Here is a 20,687-nt window from a genome sequence, read left to right as displayed (position 1 = left end):
TCGTCACGCCTATTGCCCGTCCTTCTGCCCGTGGGCGCGGCGCATCGAGGTGGAGTCGTTGTACCCGTCCTTGCCGGCGTTGAAGAGATCCAACGGGAGACTGCCGTCAGGGGCGTTGTCGTGCCACCACTGGTTGAAGGCTCCGGAGTACTGCCCGTTGATCGCTGCCTGGTCCAGTTTGCCGTCGTGGAACCAGTGGGCATCCTTCGGCGGGGTCACCGCACCGGAGTTGATGAGGCCCTGAGCGATGGGGATCTTCAACTCGCGCATCTCGAAGTCCTGTTCCGACTGGGCGTCGTCCGTCACGGCCGCGGCGTGACCACCCGGGAACTGGTACGAGCCCCAGGCCGTCCCCCCGGCGATGCCCGCCGACAGACCGCCCAGGAGGAGCTGGGCGCCCACTTCCCCCTCCTCGGCACCCGGAACGACCGTACCGAGGACGCCGCCGACGATCCACGTGTACATCGCCGATTGCGTGTCTTTTGCATCCTGCGCCGCTGCGGGGGTGTACTTCATGCCTTCCTTGACCGTCTGCACATCCCCGTCGAGCATGGCGAGCTGACGCATCAGGTCGTGCGCGGCCTTGGGGTCCGCGCCGGCGTTCTTCGACGTGGTGGCGATGTAGCCGTCCATGCTTCCGGAGAACAGGCCCGCCGCCTTGGGATCGGTCATGAACTGCTGCATCAGCGCCTCGATGGCGTCCTCGTCACCGCTGACGAACGGCCTCCCGGTCTTCGAGTCGATCGACGACGAGAACCGCACCTGGTTCGGATCCGGCTTCACCGGGCCGTTGTTGTCCATGCTCTGGGCCAGGTCGGGAACATAGATCGCCGCCACCTGGGCCAGCCCCTCGGCGAGTTGGCTCGGCAGCTGCGGGTACTGCTCCTTGATGTTCGCGGGCTGGTTCTTCGCTGCGTTGGCGTTGTCCAGGGCGCCCTGGAATACGTTGGCCGCCGCTGTCGAGGCCTTCGCCAGCTCCGCTCCCTTCAGGCCGTTGGGGCTGGTCGCAGCGAGCAGCACCTGGGCGGGGAACTTGGAATCGTCGCTGATGCCGGGCGTCTGCCAGTTGTTGTTGACGAGTTGGTCGGCGGCGAACCTGCCGTCCTTGCCCGCGAGGAGGTCGCGGGACGCCTGGGGGTTCTCGCCGAGTTTGGAGAGCACCGCGAGGCTGGGGTCGTTGGCGGCCACGCCGCGGGCTATGGCCTGCTGGTCGGGGATGTTCTTGGTGAAGTTGTCCTCGTGCAGGCCGAGTTCCTTGTACCAGGGGTCGTTGCTCGGGTCGATCCAGCTGTCGACCGTGCCGATGCTCATGTCGCCCGGCGTGTAGCTCGGGCGCAGGTTGTCCTTCTGGTCGGCGCGCCAGTGCAGGGCGGCGTCGCCCATGTCCGTGAGGAACGTGTGGTCCCACTTGTCGCCGGAAGGACCGTACTTGACGAGCATGCTCGCCGCCCACATGTCCTTCGGCGCGGTGAACGTACGGGCGTTGAACTCCGGCAGCTTGCCGGCCGCGCTCAGGTTCGTCGCGGCAGCCAGGTTGTCGCCGAACTCGCCGAGGATCTTCGTGGAGTCCGCGCTGAGGACGGTGCCGCCCTGGGTGCCGTCCATGGCGTGCAGTTCGAGCGCCAGGTTCGACTCGAGGTCGCCGCCGCCGTTGCCGTAGTAGCCCTTCATGAAGCCGTCGTCGTTCTTGCCCGCCTCGGCCTGGTCGGCAACGGACTTGATCGCGGGGCGCGTTGCGGGCCACTTCGGGTCGGCGTTCTCGGCCAGCCGGAGCAGTGTGGCGGCCTGGGTGCCGGCCTGCTGGGGGGTGGCGTCGGCGGGTTGGCCGAAGGTGGTGAAGGTAGTGGTGATGAAGTCCTGGTAGTCGCTCTGCTGCGCGTGGCTGCTGCTGAGCGCGCTCATCGCGGCAGTGGCGAAGGTGGACTCGGCGCCGGTGTGCACGAGGGGCGCGTAGTACGAGCCGTAGGGGCCCTGTGTGGCGCGGTCGCCGGAACCCGACATGAGGGCGGCCTGGAAGGCGGCGGTCAGCTGCGGGTCGTGCTGCGAAGCGGCGTACCCCGTGAGGGACTTGAGGTTGCCGGCCAAGTTCGTCTTGCCGGGGTCCTGGCCCATGCCGGCCAGGACCTGCTGGGTGGCGGCCTCGTTGGGCGCGAGGGCCTGCAGGTCGAGGGTGATGGTGTTCTGCGGCAGGCCGAGCGCCTGGGCGTAGAAGGAGTTGCCGCGGAAGTCCTGGTTCGGGTCTTTGCCGAACTGGTCCAGCCCGGAGGCGCGGACGGTCTTGGTGAGGAAGTCCGTGGGGAAGGTGCCGTACTGGAGCATCGCGGCGCGGTTCCAGGCGGCGGCGTTGTCGCCCTTGGGCAGGGGCGAGGTGTAGCTGGCGACGACCTTGTCGAAACCCGGGGCCGGGTAGCCGGCGTCGGTCGCGGTGGCGAGCGCGTGGCTGTAGACCATGAGGTCGGTGCCCGCGGTGCTGCTGCCGGTGGAGGCCAGAAGGGTGGGCATCAAGGTGGCCGCGGCCGGTGTGAGGTTGGCGTAGAACGCCGAGCAGAAGTCCGGGTCGTTCTCGTGGGCGAGCAACTCCTGTGCCATGGCGTGGTATTGGTCGCCGGCCTTGCTGTCGCCGCCGTTGTTGGCGTTGAACTGCTGGGCCAGCTTCTTGCCGTCCGCCTGCGCCTGCGCGGAGGTCTGGGTGACGGGCTCGGGGATCTGCACCATGTGGGTGCCCGGGCCGGCACCGGCGTCCATGACGGCGGCGAGGTTCTCGCGCCGCTTGAGCTTGGGCGACTCGTCGTCCAGCCAGCCGCAGATGTCGAGGAGGCTGCTCAGGTCGGTGGTGTCGAGCCCCTGCGACGCGAACTGCCCCTTGTACCGCGAGGCGAAGTCCCGCAACTGCCGGCGGTCCCCGTCGAACGACGTGATCATCTGTTTCAGCGCGGTCGGGTCTATACCCGAGAACTCTCCCATGGCGTCCCCCCGTTGGACACTCCCGGGCGCCCACCTTGGCGCCGCGCGCCCATACTCCCACCGGCCCCGCCGAATCGCCCGCATGGGGGTGAACCTTGACGGCTCCTGTACTTTTTCCGCCCCCCGTGACGACGGGGTCACGAACGGGTCACGACGGGAGCGCGCCGCGAGCTTGCGCGTCGGGCCGGCGGCCCATCCCGAGGAGCCCGCCCGGGGCCCCGTGCCTTGGAGCAGTCGCCCGTGCCGCGGGAGTCGAAACTCAGGACGAACGGAGGTCCGGGTATTCGGTCTCCAGAGCTGCAAGCTCCGTGACCAGTTCGTCGAACTGCGCATCAGTGATCTGCGGAAGATCGTTGACGTAGTAGCTGAAGCGGTGCCCGGCTATGGCGGAGGACAGCTGAACATACCGGTCACGCGTAGCCTCCGGGATCTCCCCGCGATCAGCAGGAGGGGCTTGCGTTTCCCGGACGGCCGGGCCGGAGAGGGAGAGCATCTCCAGGAACTCTGCCTCCGAGATGACCTCAATGGTGTGTCCGCCGTCCAGGAGTTCCTGTGCTCTGCGGTGCTTGCTGCTGAGCGTCATCCCCGGCGCGAAGCGCGAGGGATCGGCGGTTCCGAGAACGAGGAGATCTGTTTTGAGCCCGACCGACGCTGTCGCCTGCGCTCCGACATCAGCAAGCCTCTTCTGAGCCTCGGCTCTGGTTATCGTACTCAAGGTGCCGGTGAGACAGACGGTTCGACCATAGAGGGCGCCTTCGGGATCGGCATTCGGGTTCGCCCGGGGGATCGGCGTCCGCGGTTCGTACGTACGGTGGCGGCAGTTGTTCCAGGAGTCCGACGTGGAGTACTGCCTGCCGTACTGGATCTGAAGCGTTCTCAGCAGGTCGTCGAGGTTGTCGACACGATGCTTGCTCATGGCCGCAATGACCACTCGTGCGGTGGTGTCTGCGTCCTCCTGCGCGTCGTGGTGTGGGCCGCGCATCGGCACGCCGGCGGCTTCTGCGACGAACGGAAGGCGGTAGGAGAGCAGTCTCCAGGTCTGGCGGGCGATGACCAGGGAACAGGCGTAACGGAGGTCCGGTCGCGTCACTGAGGTGATGCTGCACGCGTCGCGCAGCGCGCCGAAGTCGAAGGCGGCGTTGTGCGCAACCAGGGAACGGCCTTCGGTGAAGGTGAGGATACGGGCCAGGGCCTCGGGCCACGTTGGAGCGTCCACGACCGCATCGGGAGTGATGCCGTGGAGCTTCATGTTGAACGCGGCGACCCCGCCTTTGTCCGGGGGACGGATGAGAGTGGTGAAGCGATCGGTGATTTGTTGTTCTCGACAGCTGTCATTCCGACGGAGCAGATACTGCTCCGCGAGTAGTTGGCAGTCTCGAAGTCGATCGTGACCCAATCCACCGTCATCAGCCCCCTGTTGTCCTCGGTCTGATCCTGGCACGGTCCGGTTCTGCGAGGTCGTGACTTCAACGGATCGGCACAAGGACTTGCCAGTGAACTGCCCACAGTGCGGCGAACTCGTGAGGAGGGCGAGCCGTACGCGAGGTATCCAGTGGAGCAGCCCGACGAGCCTGCGTTATCGATCGTGGAGGACGGTCGGTCGGGTGATCGGGACGACGGTGAGGAGGCCGTCGAGTCCTTTGTAGTCGTCGGGGTTGGTCGTGAAGAGAGGGAGCTCTTCGGCTACGGCGATGGCGGCGATCATGAGGTCGGCGACCCGGCGGCGGGGTTTGCGGCCGGCGCCGATCACGGCGGCGCAGACGCGGCCGTAGATGCGGGCGGCTTCGGTGTCGAAGGGGATGGGGTCGAACTCGTTCTCCGCGCGTTGGAGGATGTCGAGGCGCCGGCCCCGCTCCGCGTGCTCGTCGTAGTCGCTCTGCTCCTCGTTCCTGCGCACCTCGTGGGGTCCTGCGGAGAGCTCGGCCAGGGTGATGGCGGTGATCGCCACTTCGGCGGGGAGTTCCGCTGGGTCGATCCACTTGCGCAGGATGACGACGTTGGTGTCGAGCAGGCCCTGGGTGTACTCAGCGGGCATAGGGGTCGTCCGGCTCCTGCTCGGCGGTGGCGTCCTGGTCGGCCCGGAAGGCGTCCAGTGAGACGTCCGACGCTGTCCGGGACATGGCGGCGAACTCCGCGCGCGGGACGAACCGCCGTCTGCGCCGCAGCGGGATCAGCTCCCCGATCTGGTGCCCGTCGCGCGTGACCGTGAAGGACTGGCCGCTCTGGACAGCGTCCATGATCTCTTTGGACCGGTTGCGCAGATCGCGCTGAGTGATCTCCGGCTGTGCTGACATGGCTCCAGCGTAGCGCGTGGTAGCACCGGGTGCCACGAGGTATCCGGCCGGAGCTGGGCCCCGCAAGCGTCGGCGCGCCCGGAGGATTCCCATCCCCGGGCGCGCTTGCCGTGCCGCTCGTACGTCCGTGAAGGACGCCCCCTACTTGGTGAAGTAGAGGTACACCCACGAGCCGTGGGTCGTCGTGTTCAAGGAGTCGCCGGACGTCCCCTTGACGTAGGAGGCACGGACGCGGGCGCGGATGCCTGAGACGCCGGGGGCGCCGAGGCGGACGGCGACCTTGCCGCTGGTGCCGAGCTTGAAGTACTCGGCGTCCGAGTCGTACCACTTGCCGTCGTAGTAGACCTGGAGCGCCAGCTGCTCCTCGCGGCCCTTGGCGTAGGTCATCGTGGTAGTGAGGACCGGGTCGGTCTTCTTGTGGAACCAGTAGTACGTAGTGGAACCGATCTTCGCCTTCCGGTACTGCTTGGAGACCGCCAGCGACACCTTCACCCGGGCGTATGCCGTGGACTTCACGGTCTTCGGGGCGGAGTGGGCGTCACCTGCGAAGACGGCGCTGACGGTGGTGTTGCGGGTCAGGGTGAGGGCGACGCTGAGATTGCCGCTCTTGCTGACCGTCCCCTTCTTCAGCAGCTTGTTCGGCTTGTCGGAGCCCGCCGGGTCGGCCCACAGCTCCACCGTGCGGTTGGTGTAAGTGGTGCCGAGGTGCGCGGTGAAGGTGAGGTGCGTGCCGTAGCCGTAGACGCCCTTGTTGTGGTTGAGCGAGAGCGCCACCGCGCTGCGGGAGACCTGCACCGAGGCCGAAGCCGAGGCGGCGACATGGGTGGCGTCGCCCGCGTAGGCCACCTTGTACGTCACCTTGCCGCCGGCCGGCGGGGTGTCGGCGAAGGTGAAGGCGCCGCCGGCACCGGTCCTGACCGAGGCGAGCGCCTTGCCTTTGGGCGACGACAGGTCGGTGCGGGTGACCGTGAGGACGGTGCCGGCGGGCACCGCCGTCTTCGAGGTCAGCGTGCCCTGGACGGTCAGCTTCTTGGCACGGGTGGCCGTGGCGGGCGCGGACACCTTGAGGGCCGGCACCTCCTTCTCCGGATCGCCCAGCGTGCGCAGCGTGAGGACGCCCGCGTCGTTCTCGGAGACCGCGAACAGCCGGCTGTGGTCCGGCGCCCAGGCCAGCGCGCCGTCCACCAGCGTGTCGGCGCCCGAGGAGGAGCCGGTGTTGGGGAAGTCGTACTCGCGGGTCGGCGACGCGGCGCCCGGCGCGAAGACGTGGACGTCCGGGTCGTACCAGGAGAAGGAGCCGGCCGCGACCTCGCCGTCCGGCGCGACCGTCACGGCGTTCGGGTAGGCGGCGGTCGGGTAGTCGCCGGCGCGGGACAGGTCGGCGGTGGAGAACGCGCCGATGGCGTAGCCGTACGAGGCGCCGTCGTCCCAGGAGGTCAGGACCTCCTGGCCGTCCGGCGTCAGGTCGATCTGCTTGACGTTGGACGCGACGTTCGCGCGCGCCCGTACCGTCACCCCGTCGGCCGTCACGTCGAACACGGTGAGCGCGGAGTCGCTCTCGGCCGCGAGCACGTTCGGCGCGGCCGGGTCGGCGGCGAGCAGCGGGTGCTCGCCCAGGGCGCCGCCGTCCACGTCGAGGGCCACCACCGGCTGGTCGCCGGACAGGTCGAGGGAGCCGAGGCCGCCGGCGTAGCCGAACCACAGCCGGTCGCCGAGGCGTTCGAGCGCGGTCGGGTCGGCGCCGTCCACCGGGTAGGACGCGGTGGACCGGTACGTCGAGGTGTCCACGGCGACGATCTCGTGGGCGCCCTTGACGGCCGCGTAGAGGGTCGCGGAGTCGGCGGACAGCGCGAGGCCGGTCACGCCGGGCAGGCCCGGCAGGCTCGCCTGGACGGTGCCGCTGTAGTCGGTGACGAGGAGCTTGCCGTCGGCCGGGTCGGAGAGGTAGACCCGCTGGTGGCTGCCGTCGACCACCATGCCGCCCACCGAGGTGGCCGGCAGGAGCTTGGCGGAGTCGGCCGCCGCCGTTCCGGCCGTACCGGCCGCGAGCGCGGCCGAGCCGAAGAGGACCGCGAGCGCGGTCGCGGTGGAAAGAGTGCGCTGACGCACGATGATGTCCGCCCCCTGGACGAAGAAGCCCGGCCGCGGCCGGGTACGTGAAATGCGGCCGCGCGCCCCCCATTTCGCCGGAGCCCGGCGTGGTGCGCGACCGATGGGAAGCCTATGGCACGGCTGTGACAACGGCTGCGCGGGCCAGGCGGTCATGATCGAGACCCCAACCGACACCGACACCGACGTCACGGACCTTCTGCTCGCCGGCGGCGGGGCGATGGGTGACCGTACGTACGTCGACCCGATGCGATCGGTGCCGGGACGTCACCCGCCGCCGCTGGATCGATGTTTGGTACCCGGTCCCCACGGAGGCCGGTTGCCCGGACCCCACGTGGGGCCCGGGCAACCGGCGTGGTCCGCGCCGTAACCGGCGCCTGGCTATGCCGACTCGGCGCTGTAATAGCCGTCGAGGTCCGCGATGGTCTGGACGTCACCCGTGTAGTTCGTCAAGGAGACCCTGCCGTCGACCACGGGCACCACCACCTGGTTGGCGATGGTCGTACCCGCCGGGTAGTTGAGGTTCGACACGCTGGGCAGCGGCGTGCCGTGCGGGTAGACGGTGAGGTGGCTGCCGGCGGTGGGGGCGGTGACCGTGACATTGAGGGTGACCGCGGTCAGATCGGCGATCGGGACACCACTGACCCCTCCGACCCGGAAACTCACCGTCGCGCCGGGACCCACCTGGCCGGTGCGCGCACCGAGTCCGCTGCGGGTGTCGAGCAGGCGTACCGGGTCGACCGGCGTGAACGTGGACCCCGCGGTGGAGAAGTAGCCCGTGACGTCGGCGACGAGGTCGATCGTTCCGCCGCTGTTGTAGAGGTCGGCGATGCCGTTGTGTACGGGGACGGTCACCAGGTTGGCAATGGTCTGGCCCGCTTGGTAGTTGAGGTTGGAGACGGACGGCCGGGCCTGGCCGTCGGGGTAGACGATGATGTGGCCGCTTGCGGTCGGTTGCACGGCGGTGACGTTCATGGTGACGGCTGTGACGCCTGAGGCGGGGACGCCGTGGGCGCCGGCGACTGTGAGTCGTACGGTGCCGCCGCCGGCGACTCGGGCCTTCGGGGCCCCGGTTCCGTTGCGGGTGTCCAGGAATCGGGTGGGTGTGATCGTCTTCAGGGCCGACCCTGCGCCGTTGGCGGTGTAGTAGCCCGTGACGTCGGCGACGAGGTCGATCGTTCCGCCGCTGTTGTAGAGGTCGGCGATGCCGTTGTGTACGGGGACGGTCACCAGGTTGGCGATGGTGTCGCCCGTCCGGTAGTTGAGGTTGGAGACGGACGGCTGGGGCTGGCCGTCGGGGTAGACGATGATGTGGCCGTTCGCGGTCGGTTGCACGGCGGTGACGTTCATGGTGACGGCTGTGACGCCTGAGGCGGGGACGCCGTGGGCGCCGGCGACTGTGAGTCGTACGGTGCCCCCGGCGGCGATCCGGGCCTTCGGGGCCCCGGTTCCGTTGCGGGTGTCCAGGAATCGCGTCGGTGTGATCGGCACGAGTCGGCTGTGCGTCGTCGCGGAGGCAGCGGTGACGGTGAAGCCGTCAGGAAGATAGCCGGGCGACTTCGTGCCGGTGGTGTATCCGGGTTGGCCGACGACGACGTCGTACGAGCCCGGATCGGCCGACCCGGGGGAGAGCAGTACCGTCAGCGCCGTGCCGTCGGCGCTGACCGACACCGGGGTGCTCATCGTGTCGTACGACGCCGGGCTGGCGTTCCTCACCAGACCCACCTGTGTTCCCAGGGTCAGGTGTGAGCCGTGCACGACGACCTGGGTGGCCGTGCCGGCCGGTCCGGTGGCCGGACTCAGCGATGTGACGTCCGCAGGGGCGGGCAGGGCGGAGCAGCCCTGCGTGCACACGCCTTGGATGGAGTACTCGACCGGGCTGGTGGTGTCGTCGGCCGAAACCACCAGCAGGTACTGGCCGGCCGTCGCGGACGACGAGATCTGGCAGAAGGCCCTGAAGCCCGGATCGGACATCACGCACTGGTAGGCGGAGTTGGGGGAGGTGCCCGCGAAACCCGTGGTGCCGAGCAGGGTCAGCGACGGCTCGTATCCGGCGTCACTGTCGGTGCCGTAGATGTCGAAGCGCTGCGAGGGCTTGAGGTCCATCACCCCGCAGTAGCCGGACGCGGAGTCGGTGAAAGTGCCGCTGAGGACGGGGAAGCCGTCTGCCGACAGCGAGTTGGCGGTGCACTGCGGCGCCCAGCCCGCGGCCGTGCCGACCTTCCAGGTGTCCACCCGCGCCTGGATGGGATCGCCGTTGTAACCGGCGGCGACGACACCGACGACGTAGGACGTCGAGCCGGTGACGCGGCACGCGGTGCCCTGCTGCCAGCAGACGACCTTCCCGGTGTCGTCCGCGACGAAGAGGTCGGCGCCTGTCTCGTACTCCGGGTGCGGGGTGCGGACCGACAACCACAGCTTGTCGCCGCTGGCGGCGGACACCCGCAGGCAGCCGCTGTCCAGGGCTGAGCCGAACGCGTAAGCGGTGGTGGCGCCGCCGATGGCGAGGGAGGCGGGCGCCGCGCAGGACGCGGTGGCGGAGATGTCCCGCCGGACCAGGTCGTACGTGTCGTCGTAGCCGGTGCCGACCAGCAGCACCTGGTAGGCGGTGCCGGCGGCGAAGCGGCAGGTGGTCAGGGAACTGCCCGCACTGGCACAGACCTTGTCGCCTGCTTGGTCGTAGACCTGGTAGGAGGCGTTCAGCCGGCCGCTGGTGTTGGTGTAGTCGAACATCTCCGCCGGGGAGTGCGAGTCCGCCGGGAGCGCCAGGCACTGCATCTGGTGGTCGGCGGCGCTCAGGGAGACCTCCGCGCCCCAGGAGCCGCCGAAGTCCGACTCCGGCCAGCTGGTGCAACCGCTCGTGGAGCCGGTCCGCTGGACGGTGTAGACGTAACTGCCCGTACCTGCACCGGAGTCCGTGCCGGTGGCGGTGTTCAGCAGCGCGAGGTGGAAGGGCGCGGTGCCGTTGAGCTTGCAGACGAGAACGACGGTGTCGTCGTCGCACTGCCGGGCGCCCGTGGCGTCGAAGACCGTCTCCGCCAACTGCGCGCCGCGGCCCTCCTGCTGGTCGAGGAGGTAGAGGCCCTGGCCGGTCGCCGTCGGCAGCGTCCAGCACAGTTGCTCACCGGGACCGGCGAAGGACCCGGTCAGGGCGCCGGAGGCGAAGCCGTCGTCGCGGCCGGCGACGCAGCCGTCGGTGCTCGCCGCAGCGCGGAACCACACGCCGTAGGCATCGGGTCCGTCGTCCTGGAAGTCGCGGGCCCAGGTGTAGTCCCCCGCGGTCAGGGAGCAGGCCGCTTCCTGGTCCTTGGTGCAGACCTCGGTGCCGTCGGCCCGGTACAGGGCGCCGGTGACTCCGCGGTCGGCGGCTGCGGTGCCGAAGACCCAGGAGCCGGCAGCCGTTACGTGCAGGATGCGGCAGCGTGAGGTGGACGACGCGTCCGGGACGGTGCCGTACGCCTGCGGTTGCAGGGCCGGACAGCCCGCCGGGGTGGACAGGCGTGCGTAGCCGACGGTGTAGTCGCTCTGCTCGCCGAACCGCTGGTCGAGTTGGACCCGGTAGGGCGCGGGGCCGGTGAGGGGGCACTCCATCTCGAAGGCGCCCTCGTTCTTTGCGCACACCAGCGTGCCGTCCGCGTCGTAGACCCACGCGTTGTCGGTCCAGTCCGAGACCCGTGAGCGCAGGACGTCCCCGGCCACCAGCGGCAGGCTGTAGCAGTCCCCGGCGGAGCCGGCGGCCAGCGAGCCGGTGAGGGAGGCGGGCGCGCCCAGCGCGGTGTCCTGTGCGGACACCGCGGTGCAGGAGGCGTCCGACAGCAGGGCGTTCCAGGCCACGGTGAAGCCGGCACCGGGAACGGTCAGTGTGTACGTGCCGGCCTGCGTGGTCGGGCAGCGCAGGGTGCCGTAGGCGTGCTGCTGGGGGTCGTCGGGACGGTCGCAGGTGAGCGTGCTGCCGTCGGGCGCGGTGACCACGGGGGACGGTTCGAACGCGTCCTGGGAGATCACCTGGACGAAGAGCAGGTCGTCCTGCTGCGGCAGGTCGAGCGTGTAGGCGGCGCCTCCGTCCTGCGGATCCGCGCAGGAGTAGACCGTGTGCGGCGTCAGGGCGCCGGAACAGGAGTCGGGCAGGTCGGAGACGACGGTCTGGTGCACCGCTTGCATGTGCGCCGTCTTGGCGTCCGCCGTGCTCCATGTCCGCTTCGCCGCAGTGGATTTCCCGGTCGTGTTTCCGGACGAGTGGGCCGTGGGCTTTGCGCCGTGCTTCGCCCTCGATGTCGCCGTGGTCGTGGAGCGTGCGGCCTTCGCGGCCGGCGAACCGGGCACCGGCTTCGCCGTGGGACCCGACGCCGTGTGTGTTCCGGTCCGGGCGGTGGCGGAGTTCCCCGCGGCAGCGGATGGCGCGCTGCCCGTTCCCGTCGCCGGTGCCGCGGCGGCCACCGGGGTGAGCCACAGCGTCGTCGCGGTGGCCAGGGCCGCAGCCAGCGCGCTGATGCCGCGCACGCCGATACCGCGGCCGGTGACGGCCTTTCGCCCCGCGGCCCATAGGCCGGTCCGCGGCATGCCGGCGGGTCTCGATTTCCTCATGATTCCCCCCTGGAATCGCCCTGTCTCACGATCGGCGGAGGCCGTCGTCGGGGCAGCCGGAGTATAGGGCCGGGCCATGACAAACGGGCCGTCATTTTTCAGGGCGAGGATCAGCGGGGAACCCCGCGCAGATGTCAACGCCAAGGCCCACGCCGGCTACCAGCACGTGCTGCGCGTCGCACACCCCGCACCTCTGGGGGCCTGGGGCGCCGCGGACGAGGCGTTGGCCTCCACGAGGGGATGGGGCGGTGCCTTGGAAGGGGCGGGTGCTAGCCCGCCCCGCTTCCGGGTTCAGGGGACGAGGTGGCCGCCGGCGCGGAAGAGTTCGTACCACTCGGCCCGGGTGAGGCGGAGGTCGGAGCCCTGGGCGGCGCCGGTGACGCGCTCGGGGCTGGTGGTGCCGAGCACGACCTGCATCCGGGCGGGGTGGCGGGTGATCCAGGCGGTCGCGATGGCAATGGCGGGGACGTCGTACTGGGCGGCGAGCCGGTCGATGACGGAGTTGAGCTCGGGGTAGTCAGGCGAGCCGAGGAAGACACCGGTGAAGAAACCGGCCTGGAAGGGGGACCACGCCTGGACGGTGATGTCGTGCAGACGGCAGTAGTCGACGATCCCGCCGCCATCAAGGGTGGCCGACTGCTGCTCCGCGAGCATGTTCGCGGCGACCCCTTGGGCGATGATCGGCTCGTGGGTGATCGAGAGCTGGAGCTGGTTGGCCACGATGGGCTGGCGCACGTACTTGCGCAGCAGGTCGATCTGGCGCGGCGTGTGGTTCGAGACGCCGAAGGCGCGCACCTTGCCCGAGGATTCGAGTTCGTCGAAGGCGCGTGCCACCTCTTCGGGCTCGACGAGCGCGTCGGGGCGGTGCAGCAGCAGGATGTCGATGCGGTCGGTGCGCAGGGCCGCGAGTGAGCCCTCGACCGATTTGACGATGTGCTCGTAGGAGAAGTCGTAGTACGGGCCGTCCGTCACGATGCCGGTCTTGGTCTGGATCGTGATCTCGTCGCGCTGCGAAGGGCTCAGTGCCATCGCCTCGGCGAAACGGCGCTCGCAGGCGTGCAGCTCGCCACCGTAGATGTCGGCGTGGTCGACGAAGTCGATCCCCGCGTCGCGCGCGGCGCGGACGAGCCCGCGGATCTCTTCGTCGGTCTTGTCGGCGATGCGCATCAGGCCGAGCACGATGTTCGGGGCGAGGATGCCGGTGCCGGGCATGGTGAAGGTCTTCACGGTGGGTTTCCCTTTCCGGTGTTCAGGTCTGCACATTACAAGCGGGGCGCTGCCGCTAGAGGTTGGCGGGGCCAGGGGGCCCGAGCCGCGCGTGATGGTTCCTGCGTGGTGCTCGGCTGTCGTGGCTCGGTGCTTGGGCAGTGCGAGACGGGGGCCGTGTCGGTCGCAGATCGGTGAAGACGCCTCTGCGCAGCGACGGTTCACGCTAGCGTGTGGCCATGCTTACGCCTACGGGACGTTTGCTGGCGCGGCTGTGGGAGTCGTCTCAGCGCCGGCTCCTCTTTCACCGCGGGCCAGGACAAGATCGCTGAGGCCGCGCGCTGATCCCCGCGCGATACGAGGCACCTGTCGCACGCTTCCTCTGCCACCACGGCTTCGAGTCCGACCGTCCGGTGAGAGACGCGGCAGTTGACGGAGGGGGATGGGAGGTGTGTTCGACATGCGAGTACGCGGGCGCTCCCGCCAGCGTAAGGACTCATGAGGCGAAGCATCACCAGCCCGCCGACCGCCGAACGTGAGGGCACTTGGGCGCGCTCGGTACAATGAATTGCCGATGAGCAGACGCGAATCGGCGCCTCAGGCCTTATCCACTCTTTGCGCCCGCCCAAGGGCGGAAGTTTTACGCGCTATTCGGACGCTCCGGAGCACGCAAAAGGCCCAGGTCTTCGACCTGGGCCTTTCAATGGAGCGAATGACGGGATTCGAACCCGCGCTCTGAGCTTGGGAATCACGGGGCATGGAGACCCCAAAATCTGCGCTGACCTGCTTGTACGGCTGCTCCGAGAAGGTGCGGCAAGTGGTGCTGATGACCGCGTCTGACCGGGGATCACCGCTCGACCGGGCACGCATCGGGCATGCAGCGGCAGGATCCCCGTCTTACTTCGGCTGACTACTTTCGGCTGATGTATCGAAATCCAAACATTAGATGTTGGCGCTCGACTCCTTGGCCTTCTGTAGAAGAGTTTCCTGGTTACGGCGGCTGCGTACATCGTCCTTGCGCAAGCTCCTGCCCTCGTTCAAGACAGACTCAAACTGCTCCGCGGCAAGCTCGACTGCAGTAGTGATCGCTAGTTCAATCCTCTCCGATTCAGAAATCTTGAACCTCAATTTCTTAGCGCCCCTCAGCTGCTGTTTTGCTGACTCTATCTCAGAGGTTTCGAAGATAGGCACAAGTTCCGGTGTGATTAGAGCGGACACCATCATCGCGATGTGATACTTCGCGGCTTTGAGAGTAGTCGATTCGGGTGTTCGGGCGAAGAACCTGTCTACCCGATACAATATCCAGGCCGCGTAATAGTAAGCCTCAACGGAGTATTCACCCCAAACAAACGAACCCTCAGCCTCTAGCTCCTTCGGAGCGCCGATCGCTCGGAAAGAATCACCGAAGAGTGTTGCAGCGACCGCTCGGTTGAGTTCGGGAGTCGTGACAACGCGAGTCCGCGGGAAATCAAGAGACCCATCCTGGTTCTGCCGCAGATAACGTAGGCCGTTTACGCCCGACTGGTTGAAATACTCTTCCACGTCTTTCGCCATCTGGGAACTCGCCTGAATGTCAGTTGAGCCGATGGGAGTTTGCAGGTTAGTAGCGATCGCCACGCTTGTTCGCACCCCTGCGTCGCCTGAGCTGACGATCTTCACCGGGACCCAAAGGTCAGAGAGGAGGGACGGATTGGCCTTGACTGGTTCGCTTGCCGCCCACCTAACGAGCTGGTGACTCGTCTGCCCGCCATTTACGATCTGATACCCGGAGATGAAGAATCTGTCACCAGACCCCCGGAGAGATGTTGCAATGATCGTGAGCCCGTTGTTGAGGAAGGGAAAGTGCTCGCGTTCGTCGCTATGAAGGGTTCTCGTGATCCGGATATTCACTGGGTTGTGGCTACCGAGATCAAGGCGCACGTTGTCATCGAAGATGCCTGGTCGTACGGAACCAGTCTCATCCGTCAGCAGCTTCATCACTGCCGTGCCGGACAAGAGCCCGATGTAACCTCACTCACCCGCTCAGTCGCAGGAATGGTCTGTCGCTTCTCAAAGTTGAATTGAATATTCTGTGGTCCGTGACGCTCTTTCAGCTTTGTGGCTAGTGCATCGTGGCCATGGGTGTTGAGGTGCAAAGGTTCTGAATAGATGCCGAGAGATCGAATGCGTTCGAGCGCCTCTGTGACCTGAAGTTCTTGCCGTGCGCTCTTCCCGTCATTGCCGCTGGTGGTGACGTAGTAGAGTTCGCACGGAATTCGCGTGTCTTGAAACTTATCACCGCTCTCTGCGATCCGATCGATCAAAGCGGCCAGATCGACCAGGGCTGGAGGAAGTTTGACGCTATTCGACTTAATCGCGTACTTTGTCACAGCTTCGACGCCGTGGAGGAACTTCGCGATGAGCTTAGAGTCGTAGGACTCGCTTGTCTTTGCCTGGATGAAGAGTACCCTCGCTGAATTAAATGCCTGGTCTGAGATAAGGTCGTCGATTTCTGAGGGTTCGAAGACGATCTGTCCGTTGACTACGACGGCAGCGATGTCGATGCCCTCGTCGGTCCCGCCGCCGAGAACAGTGCGCTCAATCTGCTCGACATCGTCCCGTACATAAGGGAAGAGGTAGTTGGCTGCGACGTACAGTTCGAACTGCTTGGCCTCGCCCCCCTCGAAGCCGAAGTCTCGCGCAAATTTGGCCACTCGCTTACCTGTGAGTGTGTGCACTTCATCCCCCTAGTCAGCCCGAGCGTTGATCGTTGTCACGGTGTGTTTGTCAGTGAGCGTAGCGTCTGGGGTGCCTTTGGGTGAGCTAGTTCTAAGCGGCGACGGCGGTCCGCTTCCGTACTGAGCGGACCGCCGAGGCATGAGGACCGCGACGATGCACACTCGGTGGCTTCAGGATCGCGGACTGGTTCACTGCGTTAAGCCACGACTCACCCCTGCTCCCATCTCGTCTGCTGTCGGCCCGCACCTAGGTGGAGCGGGCGCGATTCCTGGCGTCCAGGTGGAGCGCGCCACTGTACGAACGACCCTGACGCCCTGGACCACGCCCGCTCGGCTTGCCCAGGTCGATGGCCGTCGGGATGGGAACTCCCGCACCAGTTCCACGATGATCGTGCGGCGCCAGCCGGGCCTCGTCATCCCGGGGCCCGAGCGCCCCTGCCGGGGGCATCGTTGTGACCTCGGGTGTGCGGTCTCGCCTCAAGCTATCCGGCTGTGCTTCGTGGGTGCGCGGCGTCGGCCGGGCCGAGCGGGGCGGGGACAGGAGTGACAGCGCGGCCGGGTGCCTTGAACCTGTGGAGAAGATGGTTATTCGCACCTTGGTCTGCTGGTCTGCTGGCGTCGTTGACGCGCTCGGAACCCGTGCTGCGGGAACACGCCGACCGGCAGCGCCTCCGTAAGGTGCTTCAGGCCGCACCTGCCCAGGCCCGCACGAGAGCCGTTCGACTCGCTGAGCTGGGGCTCTTGTTGACGGCGCTTGCCACCTCGGGCTGCCGGTGCCCTCTCCTGGTTTGGATAAGGGGCGAGGGTCGGTCCCCGGCGCCGTTCGCTGTCCGTCCTCCACGGGGAGCACGGCGCGCTCCCGGTCGTGGAAGAGGGTGGGTGGTCGCCGTCACGATGCGGCCTCCGCGGTCGCCTCGGGTCTCCACATGCTGGGCAAGGGCGTTGACGATCAGGAGCCTGCGGTGAGGTGTATCGTCCGCGTCCGGCCACGCCAATGGAGGGGTACTGGACTGCCTCCGGCGTCGGTGACGGAGATCTCCACGGCGCTTGCCGAAGCAACGGGGCCGCGCTGGCGGCTGATGGTCTACCTGGCAGCGTTCGGATCGGCCAGGCCGGAGGAACAAGCCGCTCTGCGTCGGCTGGACGTCGACACGGTAGATGTCGGAGTGTGGATCCGGTCCGCGCAACCCGAGTCGGCGACGGAACGCCGTGTCCCGGGAGACACCAAGTCCGACGTCGGTCGTCGCTTTCTCGCACTGCCGGAATTCATGCGCAAGGCCCTGGTGCGCCACCTCGTGTGGTACGCGGAGAAGAAGCCGAACGGATTGCTGTTTGTGGGGGAGAAGGGTGCGCCTTTCCGGCGCTCGACGTTCGGCCGGAAATGGCGGAAGGCCCGCGCAAAAGTGGGGCTGCCCGACGACTTCCGGTTCTACGACCTGCGGCACACCGGGCACGGCCACCAGCACTCCGACCGGGAGTGGCAGGGGGAGGTGGCGGCCGGGCTCGATCGGATGGTGCGCAGGGCGCGGGCGGAAGCCAAAGCCGGTGAGGTGCGCGAGCGTTCTGGCACGGATCTGGCACGCGACAACTGAATTGGTCTAGGCAACGAGAAAGCCCCAGGTTTTTGACCTGGGGCTTTTCTTTGGAGCGGATGACGGGAATCGAACCCGCGCTCTGAGCTTGGGAAGCTCATGTTCTACCATTAAACTACATCCGCATTGGGGGCCTTCTGGAGGGGGCTCCGGGGATACTGTACCCCATGGGGTGGGGTGGGTGGAGGAGGGTTCGCGGGGGTAGGTTGAGGGGCGGTGTCGTGCTCCGGTGGGCGGGGCGGGGTCCCCTATCGTGTGGGTTTGTCTGCCACGCGGAGTTGGGGAAGGGACTTCATGGAGCGCACCGTCGTTCGTTGTGCCGAGGGCCATGTGTTCAGTACGGCCTCGTTTCCGATGCAGCAGCTGGGAGCCGATCGGCTCGGGCCCGGGCGGCTGTTGAGGTGTCCGAAGTGCGCGCGGCTGCGGCACGCCGTGCCCGTCAGCGGCCTGCAGGACAGCTCGGGGAAGTAGCCGGCCGTACGGCCCGACCGCGCCGGGGCGGTGCTCGCGCCGCCTCCGCGGTCGCCAAGCCGGGCCGAGGGCCGCGTGCCAGGGCCCAGGGGTCAGGGGTCATCGCTAGGGCTGGGACCAGCGCCAGGGCCGGGTCCAGGGACCAGAGCCAGGGCCCAGGCCAGGCCCAAGAGCCGAGCTCTGACGCCGAGACGGCCTCCGTCCATACCGCAACGGCACCGGACCGGGGCGGCGGTCGAAACCCCGTACCGAGTGGTTGCCCCGACCCCGTGGCGAGTGGTTGCCGAGCCCAGGCCGGGGGGTCGTCCCAGGACCCGGAGCCGCTGGCACTACCCTCGCAGGGTGCTTCTCTCCGACAAGGACATCCGGACCGAGATCGACAACGGCCGGGTGCGGGTGGACCCGTTCGACGCGTCGATGGTGCAGCCGTCGAGTATCGACGTGCGGCTGGACCGCTACTTCCGCGTGTTCGAGAACCACCGGTACCCGCACATCGACCCGGCCGTCGAGCAGCCGGACCTCACGCGGCTCGTGGAGCCCGAGGGCGACGACGCGTTCATCCTGCACCCCGGGGAGTTCGTGCTCGCCTCCACCTACGAGGTGATCACCCTGCCCGACGACATCGCCTCCCGGCTGGAGGGCAAGTCCAGCCTCGGTCGGCTCGGGCTGCTCACCCACTCCACCGCGGGCTTCATCGACCCCGGGTTCACCGGCCACGTCACCTTGGAGCTGTCGAACGTCGCCACGCTCCCGATGAAGCTCTGGCCGGGTATGAAGATCGGCCAGCTCTGCCTCTTCCGGCTGACCTCCGCCGCCGAGTTCCCCTACGGCTCATCCCGCCACGGCTCGCGGTACCAGGGACAGCGTGGCCCCACCCCGTCCCGCTCGTTCCTCAACTTCCATCGCACTCAGGTCTGAGCGGCGGACCGCGACCGTACGACCACGGTCGTACGTGCGAAGGGGACGCGACACAATAGGCGGGGCGTACGGTCGGCCCACGCGCGTACGACCGCCGTAGGTGCCAGGAACGTACAAGACGGCGTACGTCCCCGGGCTCGAGAGTGGGGCCATGAGCACCGAGCACACCGCCACTGCACCGAGGTCCGCGTCGCCCGCCCCGTCCGTCCACTCCACGGCACCCGACGCGGCCGCCGGCCCCGTCCGCTTCGACACCAAGATCGCCGTCCTCCTGCGGGACGACCTCGCGACCTGGCAGCGGCTCAACGTCACCGCCTTCCTCGTCAGCGGCCTGGGCGCACAGCTGCCCGAGGTCATCGGGGAGCCGTACGAGGACGCGGACGGCACGGCCTACCTGCCGATGTTCCGGCAGCCCGTACTCGTCTTCGAGGGCAGCGGCCAAGTGCTCAAGGACGCCCACGCCAAGGCGCTCGCCCGGGCGCTGCCGCGGGCCGTCTTCACCGCCGAGCTCTTCACGACGGGCAACGATCGCGACAACCGCGCCGCCGTCAGGGCCGTGACGACGCAGGAACTGGACCTGGTGGGCCTCGCCGTCTACGGACCGCGCAACGGCGTCGACAAGGTGCTCAAGGGCGCCCGCATGCACCCGTAGCGAGGCGGCCGGGCCAGGTGAACCGCAGCGCGTCGGTGGGCGACGCCAGCCCGGCGGCACGTCACCGCAGCACATCACCGCACTCGCGCCGGCGCACCGAGCGAGGGCACCGGCACCTCGCCGCATCAGCCGAGGGGCGCCGGGGGCACCACCGCACCATGCAAGGGCACCCGGCCCCGACAGAGCGGCACCAAAACAGACCCGCCCCTACAGACCGGTCGCAGCTCTAGAACAGCGACAGCTTGAACAGCATCAGCAGCGCCACCAGCTGGATCGAGCACGCCCCCAGCGCCTTCTGCCACGGCAGGTCGTGGGACTTCGCCACCATGGACGTCAGCAGCACCCCGCAGGCGATCCAGGTCAGCCACCCGAGCAGCTGCACGAACCCGTTGTCGCCGCCCAGGAAGAGCGCGAAGAACAGTCGCGGCACGTCCGTGAGCGACGTGATGAGCATCGCGAGGCCGATCGTCGGTGCCCACGCCCCGTCCCCGCCGAACTGCCGGGCCAGGGCGTTGGTCACCGCGCCCAGCGTCAGCCCGCCCAGCACCACGGCTATCGCGGTGGTCAGCACCCAGGGGACGCTGGTGCTGAGGGTGGCGCTCAGCACGTCGCTGCGGGCCGCGCCGAACCCGAAGACGGCGAGCAGGCCGTAGATGAACGTGACGGTCAGCGCGGGGCCCCACACGGTGTGGTCGCGCATCTGCCAGAAGGTGCGCCCGGGGCGCAGCACGATGCCGCTGAGCAGTTGCTTCCAGTGCAGCCTCGGTCCGGCCGGCGGCGCCGCGGCCTGGCCCGCGCGGTACGTCGCCACGTGGTCCTCGCCGTAGCCCGGGTACGGGGCCGCGTACGCCTCGTCGCCATAGGCGCCGTACTGCTCGCCCTGGGCGTACGGGTCGGTGGGCGCCTGGCCGCCGAAGGTGAAGGCGCGGGTGTGGCCGGGGGCGTCGTCGTACGAGGGGGCCGCGGGGGCGCCGTAGCCGTTGCCGGCGCCGGGCCCGTACGAGCCGGGGCGTCCTCCGGCGTCCTGAGCGCCGTTGTACGGCCCGGAGCCGTTGTACGGCCTTCCGTACTGCCCGCCGTTCACGGGCGCTCCGCCCTGCCGCTGCCCGCGCCCGTCCCGTCGATCCCTGAAACCAGCCACGTCTTCGAACGTACCCGCTGCCGCGTGACCCGGGGCGGC

At 68.2% G+C, this 20,687-nt stretch carries 14 protein-coding genes and 1 tRNA gene; 4 read left to right on the top strand and 11 right to left on the bottom strand.

Annotated features, from left to right (window positions below):
* Window positions 1-9 precede the first annotated feature (9 nt).
* The 6 genes from BLR33_RS28160 to BLR33_RS36430 form a co-directional block, all read right to left on the bottom strand.
* A complete protein-coding gene (locus BLR33_RS28160; RefSeq protein ID WP_143031775.1) occupies window positions 10-2,964 on the bottom strand; it encodes a hypothetical protein in 2,955 nt (984 codons plus the stop codon).
* Between the two features lie 259 nt (window positions 2,965-3,223).
* Window positions 3,224-4,405 carry an exonuclease domain-containing protein gene (locus tag BLR33_RS28155; RefSeq protein ID WP_143031774.1) on the bottom strand — a complete coding sequence of 394 codons (1,182 nt, stop codon included), beginning with the start codon at window positions 4,403-4,405 and terminating at the stop codon, window positions 3,224-3,226.
* 135 nt (window positions 4,406-4,540) lie between these two features.
* Window positions 4,541-4,999: a type II toxin-antitoxin system VapC family toxin gene (locus BLR33_RS28150; RefSeq protein WP_093787449.1), complete on the bottom strand. Its 459-nt coding sequence runs from the start codon at window positions 4,997-4,999 to the stop codon at window positions 4,541-4,543.
* Entirely contained in the window at window positions 4,989-5,258 is a 270-nt protein-coding gene (locus BLR33_RS28145) for a type II toxin-antitoxin system Phd/YefM family antitoxin (RefSeq protein ID WP_093787448.1), read from the bottom strand. The genes BLR33_RS28150 and BLR33_RS28145 overlap by 11 nt, the downstream gene beginning before the upstream one ends.
* A 141-nt stretch (window positions 5,259-5,399) precedes the next feature.
* Window positions 5,400-7,367 carry a hypothetical protein gene (locus tag BLR33_RS28140; RefSeq protein ID WP_093787447.1) on the bottom strand — a complete coding sequence of 656 codons (1,968 nt, stop codon included), beginning with the start codon at window positions 7,365-7,367 and terminating at the stop codon, window positions 5,400-5,402.
* A gap of 381 nt (window positions 7,368-7,748) precedes the next feature.
* Window positions 7,749-11,528 (bottom strand): hypothetical protein, encoded by a 3,780-nt coding sequence (locus tag BLR33_RS36430; RefSeq protein ID WP_093787446.1) that lies wholly within the window; start codon window positions 11,526-11,528, stop codon window positions 7,749-7,751.
* 10 nt (window positions 11,529-11,538) lie between these two features.
* Here BLR33_RS36430 and BLR33_RS28130 point away from each other — a divergent pair, with 10 nt between their 5' ends.
* Window positions 11,539-12,018 (top strand): hypothetical protein, encoded by a 480-nt coding sequence (locus BLR33_RS28130; protein ID WP_143031773.1) that lies wholly within the window; start codon window positions 11,539-11,541, stop codon window positions 12,016-12,018.
* Window positions 12,019-12,242: 224 nt separating this feature from the next.
* Here BLR33_RS28130 and BLR33_RS28125 read toward each other — a convergent pair whose 3' ends face one another.
* The 3 genes from BLR33_RS28125 to BLR33_RS28115 form a co-directional block, all read right to left on the bottom strand.
* The gene (locus tag BLR33_RS28125) at window positions 12,243-13,178 is read right to left on the bottom strand and encodes an aldo/keto reductase (protein WP_093787444.1); all 936 of its coding nucleotides are present in this window, start codon (window positions 13,176-13,178) and stop codon (window positions 12,243-12,245) included.
* Window positions 13,179-14,099: 921 nt separating this feature from the next.
* Window positions 14,100-15,152, bottom strand: coding sequence for an AIPR family protein (locus tag BLR33_RS28120; RefSeq protein ID WP_143031772.1), 1,053 nt, complete (start codon window positions 15,150-15,152; stop codon window positions 14,100-14,102).
* Window positions 15,134-15,850 carry a hypothetical protein gene (locus tag BLR33_RS28115; RefSeq protein ID WP_093787442.1) on the bottom strand — a complete coding sequence of 239 codons (717 nt, stop codon included), beginning with the start codon at window positions 15,848-15,850 and terminating at the stop codon, window positions 15,134-15,136. Before BLR33_RS28115 ends, BLR33_RS28120 begins: the two co-directional genes overlap by 19 nt.
* Window positions 15,851-16,899: 1,049 nt before the next feature.
* Between BLR33_RS28115 and BLR33_RS28110 the strand changes: the two genes are divergently transcribed.
* Window positions 16,900-17,466, top strand: a complete 567-nt coding sequence (locus tag BLR33_RS28110; RefSeq protein ID WP_407639731.1) for a tyrosine-type recombinase/integrase — start codon at window positions 16,900-16,902, stop codon at window positions 17,464-17,466.
* A gap of 51 nt (window positions 17,467-17,517) precedes the next feature.
* Here the strand turns inward: BLR33_RS28110 and BLR33_RS28105 are convergent.
* Window positions 17,518-17,591, bottom strand: a tRNA-Gly gene (locus BLR33_RS28105).
* A gap of 688 nt (window positions 17,592-18,279) precedes the next feature.
* On the opposite strand from BLR33_RS28105, the gene dcd reads away from it, so the two are divergent.
* Entirely contained in the window at window positions 18,280-18,855 is a 576-nt protein-coding gene (gene dcd / locus BLR33_RS28100; protein WP_093787441.1) for a dCTP deaminase, read from the top strand.
* Between the two features lie 151 nt (window positions 18,856-19,006).
* Complete coding sequence (locus BLR33_RS28095) at window positions 19,007-19,507, top strand: DUF2000 domain-containing protein (RefSeq protein ID WP_093787440.1); 501 nt, start codon at window positions 19,007-19,009, stop codon at window positions 19,505-19,507.
* Window positions 19,508-19,733: 226 nt separating this feature from the next.
* Here BLR33_RS28095 and BLR33_RS28090 read toward each other — a convergent pair whose 3' ends face one another.
* On the bottom strand, window positions 19,734-20,648 hold the full coding sequence (locus BLR33_RS28090) for a Yip1 family protein (RefSeq protein WP_245771722.1): 915 nt from the start codon (window positions 20,646-20,648) through the stop codon (window positions 19,734-19,736).
* Between the last annotated feature and the right edge of the window lie 39 nt (window positions 20,649-20,687).

It is taken from the genome of Actinacidiphila guanduensis, assembly GCF_900103985.1.
GTDB lineage: Bacteria > Actinomycetota > Actinomycetes > Streptomycetales > Streptomycetaceae > Actinacidiphila > Actinacidiphila guanduensis.
The sequence above is the reverse complement of the archived record's forward strand: the minus strand, read 5'-3'. Positions and strand labels throughout refer to the sequence as shown.

Excerpts from the sequence above, each read along its gene's own strand:
- BLR33_RS36430 (WP_093787446.1), bottom strand. The coding sequence starts at position 11,528 with ATGCAAGCGGTGCACCAGACCGTCGTCTCCGACCTGCCCGACTCCTGT.
- BLR33_RS28150 (WP_093787449.1), bottom strand. The coding sequence starts at position 4,999 with ATGCCCGCTGAGTACACCCAGGGCCTGCTCGACACCAACGTCGTCATC.
- BLR33_RS28160 (WP_143031775.1), bottom strand. The coding sequence starts at position 2,964 with ATGGGAGAGTTCTCGGGTATAGACCCGACCGCGCTGAAACAGATGATC.
- BLR33_RS28095 (WP_093787440.1), top strand. The coding sequence starts at position 19,007 with ATGAGCACCGAGCACACCGCCACTGCACCGAGGTCCGCGTCGCCCGCC.
- BLR33_RS28145 (WP_093787448.1), bottom strand. The coding sequence starts at position 5,258 with ATGTCAGCACAGCCGGAGATCACTCAGCGCGATCTGCGCAACCGGTCC.